This window comes from Rickettsia endosymbiont of Gonocerus acuteangulatus (genome assembly GCF_964026435.1).
Classification (GTDB): domain Bacteria; phylum Pseudomonadota; class Alphaproteobacteria; order Rickettsiales; family Rickettsiaceae; genus Rickettsia.
Window position 1 is genome coordinate 1,929,845 of sequence record NZ_OZ032147.1, and the last position, 12,114, is coordinate 1,941,958.

Genomic DNA, 12,114 nt, shown 5'->3' on the forward strand with positions numbered 1-12,114 from the left:
AATATGCTACATGTAAATTTTACTGAGGAAGAATCATTAAACACTCAAGCATTAATAGTGTTTATTGATGATAAATTAAAGCTTGATAGTGATCTAATAAGTCTTGACCAACAACATCATGGTTTGATCTCTAAGACTATTGCCAATAAATTACAATTTACCGGTAAATATGGGCAAATCAAAATTATTCCTTCTGTTGTTAAATCAGGGGAAGTAAAATATTTAGTATTAGCAGGGCTTGGAAGTGAAGAAAAACTAACCGAAGTTAAGATTGAAGAATTAGGCGGTAAAATCTTACAAAATGTTACTAATGCTAAAATCACTACTATTGGATTAAAAATTAAAAATAGAATTAACAATTTTACATCATCACTTGTTGCATCTTTAATTGCTAGTGGTGCGTTACTTGCTTCCTACAGATTTGATAAATATAGAACTACTTTAAAAGAAGCGGATAAGTTTGTTGTAGAATCATTTGAAATTTCTACAGATAATAATGCAGAAGCAGCAAAGTTGTTTGAAGTTAAAAAATTAATTGCTGAAGGGGTCTTTTTCACAAGAGATATTAGTAATGAACCATCAAATATTAAAACTCCACAAATATATGCTGAAAGAATAGCAGAAAAACTAGAAGAATTAAATGTCGATGTTTCTATTCTTGGTGAAAGAGAAATGAAAAATCTCGGCATGGGAGCTCTTCTTGGAGTTGGTCAAGGTTCACAAAATGAATCAAAGCTAGTTGTAATGGAATATCAAGGTGCAAGCAAAAATGCTCCTTATATTGCCCTAGTCGGAAAAGGAGTTATTTTTGATACGGGCGGTATATCTCTAAAGCCATCAAATAATATGCATTTAATGAGATATGACATGTGTGGTTCTGCCGCAGTAGTTGGTACTATGATTGCGGTTGCTAGTCAAGAATTGCCGGTAAATATCGTAGGTGTTGTAGGGCTTGTTGAAAATATGCCGTCAGGTAATGCACAACGTCCTGGGGATGTTGTAACTACTATGTCAGGGCAAACTGCTGAAGTTTTAAATACCGATGCAGAGGGGCGTTTAGTTCTTGCTGATGCTGTTTGGTATGCACAAGAGAAATTCAAACCTAAATGCGTGATTGACGTTGCGACGTTAACCGGTGCAATAGTCGTGTCTTTAGGTCCTACATATGCTGGTTGTTTTTCTAATAACGATGAGCTTGCTGATAAACTAATAAAAGCCGGTGAAGAAGTAAATGAAAAATTATGGAGAATGCCGCTTCATGAAGACTATGACGCAATGATTAACTCTGACATAGCTGATATGGCAAATATCGGTAATGTGCCAGGAGCTGCTGGAAGTTCTACCGCTGCTCATTTTATCAAACGCTTCATTCAAGAAGGTGTAGAATGGGCTCATTTAGATATAGCAGGTGTTGCAAATAGCAGTAAACCCTCATCACTTGGTCCGAAAGGGGCAGTAGGTTATGGTGTAAGGCTACTTGAGAAATTTATAAATACTTATTTTATTTGAAAAATTGGCTGCGTTGTCTTTTGCTGATAATCCTCACGTATGTTAAATACGCTCCGGTTATCAGCTTCAAGACGCCTTGCTCTTTTCCAAATAAAACTTCGTCTTTTAGAAAAATATATTATGAATACAATGAATAAGCCTTATATATTTGTTATAGGTAATGAAAAAGGTGGAGCAGGTAAAACAACCTGCTCTATCCATTTAATAGTGGCACTACTTTATCAAAAATATTCAGTTGTAAGTATTGATACTGATTCTCGCCAAAGCTCTTTAACTAATTACCTAAAAAATCGAGATTTATATAATGAGCAAAATCCTGACAAACCGATATTAGTACCAAAGCATTTCCATGTCAAAGAAAGTTCTGAAGAAGAGCAGGCAAATAGTTTTGAGCAGATATTAAAGGATAATATGGATGCTGATTATATAGTAATCGATACGCCAGGTAGCCATACTGCCTTATCAAGGCTTGCTCATTCTTATGCTGATACCATTATTACGCCGATAAATGATAGCTTTTTAGATTTAGATGTAATAGCAAAAGTTGATAATAAAGATGAAATTATCAGCCCATCAATCTATAGCCAAATGATATGGGAACAGAAAATGCAGCGTGCTAGTCGTGATAGAGGAAGCATAGATTGGATAATTTTGCGTAATCGCTTAAGTAACCTTGATGCTCTAAATAAAAGACGTGTTAGTAACGTATTGAACAAGCTTGCTAAAAGAATTAATTTTAAACTCGCTGATGGTTTTAGTGAACGTGTGATATATAGAGAGTTATTTCTGCAAGGCTTAACTCTACTTGATTTAAAAGTCGCAAATTATGACCGAGCATTTAATAGCTCACATATAGTTGCTCGTCAGGAACTAAAAAATTTCTTAAAATTCCTAAATATTACTTTTGCATCCTAGATAATTTTATTGCAGGATTTAGCTATTTTGATTATAGTGAGTTGATTTAAAAAACAAAAATAAAATGCATAAATATAGAACTCATAATTGTAACGAATTAAAAATTTCCGATGTTGGGACTGAAGTAAAATTATCTGGTTGGGTACATAGAAGAAGAGATCATGGCAATCTAGTTTTTGTAGATTTACGTGATCATTATGGCATAACACAAATCGTGTTTACCGACCAAAATCCGCAGCTTATGGACGATGCTAGCCGTTTACGTTATGAGTCAGTTGTTACAGTAGTTGGGAAAGTAGTAGCAAGATCAGAAGAGACTATTAATAATACGCTTCCTACTGGTCATATAGAAGTTTTAGCCGGTGAGTTTATTATTGAATCAGCTGCTGATACTCTGCCATTTGTGATTAATACGGAAAAAGACGCACCTGAAGACTCAAGGCTTAAACATCGCTTTTTAGATCTTAGACGTGAGAAGTTGCATAATAATATAATGCTTCGTTCACAAATTATTTCTTATATTCGTCATTTAATGACTGCAAGAGGTTTTACCGAATTTCAAACACCTATTCTAACTGCTAGCTCGCCTGAAGGAGCTAGGGATTTCTTAGTCCCAAGTAGATTACATCCGGGCAAATTCTATGCATTACCGCAAGCACCGCAACAATTTAAGCAGCTATTGATGGTATCAGGATTTGATCGTTATTTCCAAATTGCTCCGTGTTTTCGTGATGAAGACGCAAGAGCAGATAGGTCACCAGGCGAGTTTTATCAGCTAGATATCGAAATGTCGTTTGTTACGCAAGAAGATATATTCACCACAATCGAGCCTGTAATGTATGAACTATTTACAAAATTTACAGATAAGAAAGTATCAGAAGCACCTTTTATCCGCATTCCATATAATGAGTCTATGTTAAAATACGGCTCTGATAAGCCTGACTTACGTAACCCTATTATTATTGCCGATGTAACGGAAATTTTTAGAGATTCCGACTTTACTATTTTTAGAGAAAATATAAAAAAAGGTAGCATTGTGCGGGCAATTCCAGCACCTTATGCAGCATCACAACCTCGTAGTTTCTTTGATAAAATGATAGAATTTACCATATCAGAGGGGGCTGGAGGACTTGGTTATATTCAGTTTAGCGAAAGCGGTGAAGCAAAAGGACCGGTTGCAAAATTCTTAAGCACTCAGCAATTAGAAGATTTAAAAGCTACTGCTAATATTAGTAATGGCGATGCGGTATTTTTCGCCAGCGATAAAAAAGATAAAGCTGCAAAACTTGCCGGTAAGGTAAGGATTAAGCTTGCCGATGAGTTAGATTTACTTAAAAAGGATTGCTTTAAATTCTGCTGGATTACCGATTTTCCATTCTATGAGCTAAACAAAGAAACCGGTAAAATTGATTTTAGCCATAATCCGTTTTCTATGCCTCAGGGTGGGTTAGAAGCTCTTGAGAACGCAAAAACAACCGAAGAGTTGCTAGAGCTTACCGCATATCAGTATGATATTGTTTGTAATGGCATAGAGCTTTCTAGCGGTGCTGTTAGAAATCATAAGCCTGAGATAATGTATAAGGCGTTTGCTATAGCGGGCTATAACGAAGAGGAAGTGGATAAACGATTTGGTGGTATGATTAGAGCGTTTAAATTTGGTGCACCACCGCATGGCGGCATAGCTCCAGGTATAGACCGAATCGTTATGTTACTTGCGGAAGATACTAATATAAGAGAAATAATCGCTTTCCCATTAAATCAGCAAGCTGAAGATCTATTAATGAACGCTCCGAATTATGTAGAAGATAAGGCGTTAAAAGAACTAAGTGTCATGCTGTCCCCATCTGCTAGAAAGAATGCGGAAAAAGAATAAAACTTTATAATTGTTATCTACCGCATCAATAGCACTATAGTACCGGACAGTTATAATGAAAATTCAAGGACTAAGTAGAACAAAACCTATAAATTTTCTGCCCAAATTTCATTGGGGGTTTTATAATAAAAGTAATCCCCGCCGCAAGCAGCGGGGTATTTTAGAAGAAAGCTAGCTGATGATCCTCATGCAGTTTCTGATATTCCTTGCCTTGGTTTTTTACGTATTTTCCTATCATATTCTCATTTCCATGCTTACCTACCGTACTCGTAAAATATCCATCAGTCCAAAATTCTCCACCCCATAATTGTTTCTTTACCTGTGGACACTGTCTAAATATTTGACGAGCTGTAACACTTTTAATTGTTGTTACTATTTTTGTTACGCTATAGGTTGGTACAGATTGTACCAAAAAATGGACATGATCTTCATCAACCCCTATTTCTAAAAATTTTATTTGATATCTCTTTTCTATCTCTAAACATATTTCTCGTAATACTTGATCAACTGATACGTCAAACACTGCTCGGCGATATTTTGCTGGAAATACCATGTGATACAGCAGTACCGTAACATTATGACTTTTATGTATATATTTGCTCATTCCGCCATATTACGCCGCAAGCGGCGGGGAATATACCCAAAAGAGATTAAACATGTCAAAGAGGATAAAGTTGCAAGCAATACCAATTAATAGGACAGATTATTGTCAATTTTTAATAGTTAGCCAAAAGAATTATAGTTTAACCTACTACGCTGAACATGCAAAGAAATGTAGTCATGATGTTATTAATAGATTTTTAAGGAATGAAAAATATACACCTTCTTTGTTATGGGAACACATCAAGAATGATGTTATTTTTTCATCTAATGGATATACAATATTTGATGATACGGTTTTAAATAAAAGGAATACGAAGCAAATAGAAATTGCAAGATCGCAGTACAGTGGAGCTACAGGTAGAGTTACTAAAGGTATAGGAGTAGTGAGTCTGGTATATTATAACCCTGATATTAATAAGTTTTGGGTAATAGATTATCGAATTTTTGCACCTGATCATGATGGAGCAACAAAACTAGAACACCTATTAAACATGTTAAATAATGCTGTTTATAGCAAGAAGATTCCTTTTCAAACAGTACTTTTTGACACATGGTATTCTACACACAAAATTATGCAACATGTTGACTCTCTGGGGAAATATTATTATTTCCCTATTAGAAGCCAATAGAAACGTTAGTAAAACACACGATTCTAAACCTTATAAAGCTGTAAAAGAGTTGACATTTTCAGATGAAGAGATCAGGCATGGAGTAGAGATTCATATAAAAGGCTTTGCTAAAAATAAGCATGTTAATTTGTTTAAATTTACTGTTTCTACCAACAGAGTTGAGTATGTTATTACCAATAACAAAACTCACAAATCTTCTAAAGCTGCACAAGATGAGTGTGGCTTTCGATGGGTAATTGAGAGCATGCACAGAGAAATTAAGCAACTTACTGGGATAGAACGTTGTCAATGCAGGAAACAGCGTATTCAACGTAATCATATTAGTTGGGCATTTTTAGTTTGGGCATTTCTCAAAAGGACTGCAAATACAATCGGTAAAACGGTTTACCAAATAAAGTTAGGGCTTTTAGATGACTATATGCAACAACAGCTGCGTTCTCCATCTTTACGATATTTAGAACCAAACATAGCGTAAGTTTTGTTGAAGCTTTTGACTAGCTGCGTATACTTAATGCGTGAGGATCAAAAGCAAGAAGTAATAAAGAGTTAGTAGATGAAGATCAACTTGGAAAAGAGCAAGGAGTTTATAAGGCAAGGAACAGAGCATATACTTAATATGTGAGTACCGCAGCTCTTATAAAACGACGATGCCAATTTTTCAAGTTCATCGAGTCTACGCAATTTTTTGATATTCGAAATATATCTTTCTCACTGCATAAATCCAAGCAAGACATACGAAAGTAAACACCACCATTAGAACAGGTGAGATGGAGGTAAAAGTTGCGGTTGGGATTATGGTAAATATAATGGATTGTACAAGCCCGCTTGATGATTTACCAACTTTTGCACTTATCACGTCAACAGCAGCTTTACCTTTTGTTTTTAACTCTTGATCAAGAGGAATATATAGCATTTCTCTTGACGTATCCCATATAGAATATTTTGTTCCTTTGGCTAAAATATTCTGGATTCCGCCGATAGATACTGCGAGTGCAAGAGGTGACATTAAAATTGTCCTATCAAATAATGAGAGGATTTTTTGATCAAATACAATAAGGACAAAAAATAAGACGCCGGTAACCATTATTATCACAGGCGAGATTACAGCCGCAACAAACCAGTTATGCATACGCATTACGTTATTACCGATAATAGTCATAACCATAATTGCAACGCCAGTCCAAAGTATGTACAGACTATTGAATTTAGCATAAGTATTAACGGTCGGATATAGTTCTTTAATTTTTGCTTTCCATACGGCTTCAACTAAATTAATAGCAAAACCAAATGCTGCCGAGCAGATTAAAAGTAGCCATAAATATTTAGATTTTGCAATATATTTAAAGCTCTTAATAATCCCCATACGCTCCGAAGTTGATCGCCCACTTTTTGCCTTAGCGTAAAATAATGGATTGGTAAAAACATTTCTGCTAATAAAACGAATTAGTAGACAACATATAACAGCAACGATTGTAACTAGAATAGTTGATATTTGTACTAAAGTGATTTTGCTGTCAGAAATATTTATAAAATGCTTCACAATAGTTTCTTCAGATGATAAATTCATCATTAAGAAACCGACCAATATTAAAGATGAATTACCGAATAACGAAAAAAGCGTATAGAATCTCTTAGCTTCTTCAGTAGTGGTAAGCTCATTGGCGAATTGCCAGAATAATAATACATAGAAAATATTAGGCCAAAGCTCGGCAAGGCTGTAATATACTATATAACCCCAATTGCCTATTAATGATATATACCATTTAAAATGCGGGTAGCGTTCCATCCAATCAGCTAGATGGTCCGGATGTACATGAAAAATATGAATATTAGGATAAATAACAAAAGCAAATAAAACAAAAAAGCCGATAAAAAATGCAGTTAAATAATAAAAAATCTTCTCAAAAGTAAAATGATTAATCATTTTAGCATAAATAATTACAAATAAAGCAGCTGCAGGTGTAACACAATAAACTTTAGCAAAACCAGCTATCTCTGCACTAATTTCAGAAATTAAGATACTATCTTTTAATATGCGTAAAATATTTTGATTGAATAAAATGCAAAACATTAAGGCACTCATCGGAATAAATTTTCCGAGTTCGTAGTTATGAATAGGCCAAAAAGCGGCTCTAAATTTGCTTTTAAACGGTCGCGATGATGAGGTACTTAGCATTATAAAGCCCTAGGGACAAAAAAAAAACTTAAGCACTTCGAGATTTTATGAAAAGATATTTTCTCTAAAAAATTTAGAGGCTATATACTGTTTTGTTACATTCTGAAGATGCGAAAGTTTATATAATATTTTTGGTCCAATGTCAAGAAAGATTAATATAATATAAGAAAGTTAGGATGCAGAATAACGATAAATATCAGAAATATTTTGACCTATATAATAGTTACGCAAAAAATCATAATTTAGGTAATAAATATTTAGAGCTGGGGGAAGTAGTAGCAGAAACGAAGTATTATAGGGTATTGTGTTATTGCTGTATGTCATTCCCGCGTAGGGGGGAATCCAGAAAAAATAATATGGATTCCTGCTTCCGCAGGAATGACATAAGAGAAAATGTGGATGACATTAAAACATTCCTGATCATCCCTTCTATTTTCAATTCACCGGAAATATTTTTCTTAAGCCGCAATAAAAGCTTTATAGAGAATTTAAGAGAACAAGGTGAAGTCTACTTAATAGATTGGTTAGAGGTTAAAGAACCAAACTATTTATTAGATGATTATGTACATAAAATAGTTGAAGTAGTAAATAATTTAAATGCTAAAAACATTAATCTAATAGGACATTGTATTGGTGGCAATCTTGCAATAGCTGCAAACGTAATCATGCCTAAATCTATAAAAACTTTAACTTTACTAACCTGCCCTTGGGATTTTTCTCACTTCTTTTATGTAAAAATGTTGCATCAATATTTGAAGCTAGATGCTTATGTAGAAAATTTGCCCTTAATTCCTAAAATCCATATACAAATTTTATTCTTTCTGCTATTTCCTGATTATTTTCAGATTAAACTGGATAAATTTTTTTCCTTAACTTCCGAAAAAGAGCAAGAACTAGCTTTCAGAATCGAGAACTGGCTAATGTCAGGTCACGATATACCGAGCGACACTTATAATCAGATTATGCAGAATATATTAGGCGAAAATATGTTTATGAATTTAAAATGGAAAATAGACGGTATAGTCATTGACCCAAACGTAATTAGCTGTCCTGTATATATCGTAGCTGCAAAAAATGATCAAATAGTGCCTGAATCTTCTATTTTATCTTTGCAAAAATTGTTTAAAAACTCTACTCTTATAGAAGTACCAGGTGGACATATTAGCTATTTAATAAATGATAAGCTGACAGAGTTATTTAAATCGATGTCATTCCCGCGTAGGCGGGAATCCAGTACAAAGCGAGAGCAATCGAGCTTTTAATTTTAAAAATTGCTATATTTAGGCTTTTTTCCTGGATTCCCGCCTACGCGGGAATGACATAGAATGCGTTTTTATAGTTGTGCGATAAAGACTTTTTGTAAAGGACTGTGTTGCATTTTCTTTCCACGTCTGTTCTCTAGCCTCTTGAAAAGAAAGAGTAGTATTTTTGCTATAATCTGAAAGTGAACCACTAAGATCGCGTGATAAAATAGTTAAAATGTCTGTAGACATAATTATAAAATTTACATTTTAAGGTTATATAGTAGATTATAAACATATACCACATACGTAACAAATATTATTTTTAAGGAGTATATATCATGATAAAACCGGTTTACATCACTCATGCAAAAAGAACGGCTTTTGGTTCGTTTATGGGTAGTCTTAGTACTACTCCTGCACCAATGATTGCGACACACTTAATAAAAGCTATTCTGCAGAATAGTAAAATTGATCCGGCTTTAATAAATGAGGTGATACTTGGACAGGTGATCACAGGTGGTAGCGGACAAAATCCAGCGAGGCAAACTCTAATTCATGCAGGTATTCCTAAAGAAGTACCAGGCTATACAATTAATAAGGTTTGCGGTTCAGGTCTTAAAACAGTAGCACTTGCAGCAGCCTCAATTATGACTGGTGATAACGATATTGTGATAGCAGGTGGGCAGGAAAATATGTCGCTCGGTATGCATGGAAGCTATATAAGAGCAGGAGCTAAATTCGGTGATATTAAAATGGTTGATCTAATGCAATATGATGGATTAACTGATGTATTCTCAGGTGTGTTTATGGGTATTACTGCCGAGAATATTTCAAAGCAGTTTAATATTACTAGAGAGCAGCAAGATGAATTTGCTTTAAGTTCACATCAAAAAGCAGCGAAAGCCCAGAAAGCGGGAATATTTAAAGATGAGATTTTACCGATTGAAGTAACAATCAAGAAAACTACTAGTTTGTTTGATCATGATGAGACAGTAAGACCTGATACCAGCCTTGAGATTTTAGGTAAATTACGCCCTGCTTTCGATAAAAACGGTACAGTTACTGCCGGTAATGCTTCATCAATTAATGATGGTGCTGCATGTCTTATGGTAGTATCCGAAGAGGCTTTAAAAAAGCATAATCTAACACCGCTTGCTCGTATTGTCTCATATGTTTCTGCCGGTGTTGACCCAAGCATTATGGGGACTGCTGCTCCCGTTCCTGCCTCTCAAAAAGCTTTAAGCAAAGCCGGCTGGAGTGTTAATGATTTAGATCTTATCGAGGTTAATGAAGCTTTTGCCGCCCAAAGTATTTACGTTAATCGTGAAATGAAATGGGATATGAACAAGGTTAATGTGAATGGCGGAGCAATAGCAATCGGTCACCCAATCGGTGCTAGCGGCGGACGTGTTCTTGTTACTTTAATACATAGCCTGAGAAGAAATAAGGCTAAAAAGGGCTTAGTTACCTTATGTATCGGCGGCGGTATGGGTATGGCTATGTGCGTTGAAACGAATAAAAGTAATCCCCGCCGCAAGCAGCGGGGTATTTTAGAAGAAAGCTAGCTGATGATCCTCATGCAGTTTCTGATATTCCTTGCCTTGGTTTTTTACGTATTTTCCTATCATATTCTCATTTCCATGCTTACCTACCGTACTCGTAAAATATCCATCAGTCCAAAATTCTCCACCCCATAATTGTTTCTTTACCTGTGGACACTGTCTAAATATTTGACGAGCTGTAACACTTTTAATTGTTGTTACTATTTTTGTTACGCTATAGGTTGGTACAGATTGTACCAAAAAATGGACATGATCTTCATCAACCCCTATTTCTAAAAATTTTATTTGATATCTCTTTTCTATCTCTAAACATATTTCTCGTAATACTTGATCAACTGATACGTCAAACACTGCTCGGCGATATTTTGCTGGAAATACCATGTGATACAGCAGTACCGTAACATTATGACTTTTATGTATATATTTGCTCATTCCGCCATATTACGCCGCAAGCGGCGGGGAATATACCCAAAAGAGATTCAAAATTTTCTTTATGTCAAAACTTACGCTATGAGTAAAAAAGTGATAAATTATTGTAAAAATAATTAAACATGTCAAAGAGGATAAAGTTGCAAGCAATACCAATTAATAGGACAGATTATTGTCAATTTTTAATAGTTAGCCAAAAGAATTATAGTTTAACCTACTACGCTGAACATGCAAAGAAATGTAGTCATGATGTTATTAATAGATTTTTAAGGAATGAAAAATATACACCTTCTTTGTTATGGGAACACATCAAGAATGATGTTATTTTTTCATCTAATGGATATACAATATTTGATGATACGGTTTTAAATAAAAGGAATACGAAGCAAATAGAAATTGCAAGATCGCAGTACAGTGGAGCTACAGGTAGAGTTACTAAAGGTATAGGAGTAGTGAGTCTGGTATATTATAACCCTGATATTAATAAGTTTTGGGTAATAGATTATCGAATTTTTGCACCTGATCATGATGGAGCAACAAAACTAGAACACCTATTAAACATGTTAAATAATGCTGTTTATAGCAAGGATTCCTTTTCAAACAGTACTTTTTTTGACACATGGTATTCTACACACAAAATTATGCAACATGTTGACTCTCTGGGGAAATATTATTATGCCCCTATTAAAGCCAATAGAAACGTTAGTAAAACGCACGATTCTAAACCTTATAAAGCTGTAAAAGAGTTGACATTTTCAGATGAAGAGATCAGGCATGGAGTAGAGATTCATATAAAAGGCTTTGCTAAAAATAAGCATGTTAATTTGTTTAAATTTACTGTTTCTACCAACAGAGTTGAGTATGTTGTTACCAATAACAAAACTCACAAATCTTCTAAAGCTGCACAAGATGAGTGTGGCTTTCGATGGGTAATTGAGAGCATGCACAGAGAAATTAAGCAACTTACTGGGATAGAACGTTGTCAATGCAGGAAACAGCGTATTCAACGTAATCATATTAGTTGGGCATTTTTAGTTTGGGCATTTCTCAAAAGGACTGCAAATACAATCGGTAAAACGGTTTACCAAATAAAGTTAGGGCTTTTAGATGACTATATGCAACAACAGCTGCGTTCTCCATCTTTACGATATTTAGAACCAAACATAGCGTAAGT

11 protein-coding genes are annotated in these 12,114 nt (G+C 34.7%); 8 read left to right on the forward strand and 3 right to left on the reverse strand.

Annotation, left to right across the window (positions count from 1 at the left end):
• Positions 1-3 precede the first annotated feature (3 nt).
• The 3 genes from AAGD55_RS11990 to aspS all read left to right on the forward strand — a co-directional run bounded on the left by AAGD55_RS11990 (position 4) and on the right by aspS (position 4,297).
• A complete protein-coding gene (locus AAGD55_RS11990) occupies positions 4-1,509 on the forward strand; it encodes a leucyl aminopeptidase (RefSeq protein WP_341791620.1) in 1,506 nt (501 codons plus the stop codon).
• A 120-nt stretch (positions 1,510-1,629) separates the two neighbouring features.
• Complete coding sequence (locus tag AAGD55_RS11995) at positions 1,630-2,424, forward strand: division plane positioning ATPase MipZ (RefSeq protein ID WP_341792603.1); 795 nt, start codon at positions 1,630-1,632, stop codon at positions 2,422-2,424.
• Positions 2,425-2,488: 64 nt separating this feature from the next.
• A complete protein-coding gene (aspS, locus tag AAGD55_RS12000; RefSeq protein ID WP_341791621.1) occupies positions 2,489-4,297 on the forward strand; it encodes an aspartate--tRNA ligase in 1,809 nt (602 codons plus the stop codon).
• A 160-nt stretch (positions 4,298-4,457) separates the two neighbouring features.
• Here aspS and tnpA (AAGD55_RS12005) read toward each other — a convergent pair whose 3' ends face one another.
• Positions 4,458-4,901 (reverse strand): IS200/IS605 family transposase, encoded by a 444-nt coding sequence (gene tnpA, locus AAGD55_RS12005; RefSeq protein ID WP_341790826.1) that lies wholly within the window; start codon positions 4,899-4,901, stop codon positions 4,458-4,460.
• Here tnpA (AAGD55_RS12005) and AAGD55_RS12010 point away from each other — a divergent pair.
• Positions 4,894-5,529, forward strand: coding sequence for a transposase (locus tag AAGD55_RS12010; protein WP_341791622.1), 636 nt, complete (start codon positions 4,894-4,896; stop codon positions 5,527-5,529). The genes tnpA (AAGD55_RS12005) and AAGD55_RS12010 overlap by 8 nt on opposite strands.
• The gene (locus AAGD55_RS12015; RefSeq protein ID WP_341791623.1) at positions 5,480-6,004 is read left to right on the forward strand and encodes a hypothetical protein; all 525 of its coding nucleotides are present in this window, start codon (positions 5,480-5,482) and stop codon (positions 6,002-6,004) included. The genes AAGD55_RS12010 and AAGD55_RS12015 overlap by 50 nt, the downstream gene beginning before the upstream one ends.
• A 198-nt stretch (positions 6,005-6,202) precedes the next feature.
• Here the strand turns inward: AAGD55_RS12015 and tlc5 are convergent, their stop codons facing one another.
• Complete coding sequence (gene tlc5 / locus AAGD55_RS12020; RefSeq protein WP_341791624.1) at positions 6,203-7,705, reverse strand: GTP/GDP exchange transporter Tlc5; 1,503 nt, start codon at positions 7,703-7,705, stop codon at positions 6,203-6,205.
• A gap of 176 nt (positions 7,706-7,881) precedes the next feature.
• Here tlc5 and AAGD55_RS12025 point away from each other — a divergent pair, with 176 nt between their 5' ends.
• Entirely contained in the window at positions 7,882-8,967 is a 1,086-nt protein-coding gene (locus AAGD55_RS12025; protein ID WP_341791625.1) for an alpha/beta fold hydrolase, read from the forward strand.
• 320 nt (positions 8,968-9,287) lie between these two features.
• Positions 9,288-10,514, forward strand: a complete 1,227-nt coding sequence (locus AAGD55_RS12030; protein WP_341791626.1) for an acetyl-CoA C-acetyltransferase — start codon at positions 9,288-9,290, stop codon at positions 10,512-10,514.
• On the opposite strand, the gene tnpA (AAGD55_RS12035) is transcribed toward AAGD55_RS12030, so the two are convergent.
• Positions 10,500-10,943: an IS200/IS605 family transposase gene (tnpA, locus tag AAGD55_RS12035; RefSeq protein ID WP_341790826.1), complete on the reverse strand. Its 444-nt coding sequence runs from the start codon at positions 10,941-10,943 to the stop codon at positions 10,500-10,502. The genes AAGD55_RS12030 and tnpA (AAGD55_RS12035) overlap by 15 nt on opposite strands.
• Before the next feature lie 119 nt (positions 10,944-11,062).
• Between tnpA (AAGD55_RS12035) and AAGD55_RS12040 the strand changes: the two genes are divergently transcribed.
• Positions 11,063-12,112, forward strand: coding sequence for a transposase (locus tag AAGD55_RS12040; protein WP_341791627.1), 1,050 nt, complete (start codon positions 11,063-11,065; stop codon positions 12,110-12,112).
• Positions 12,113-12,114 lie beyond the last annotated feature (2 nt).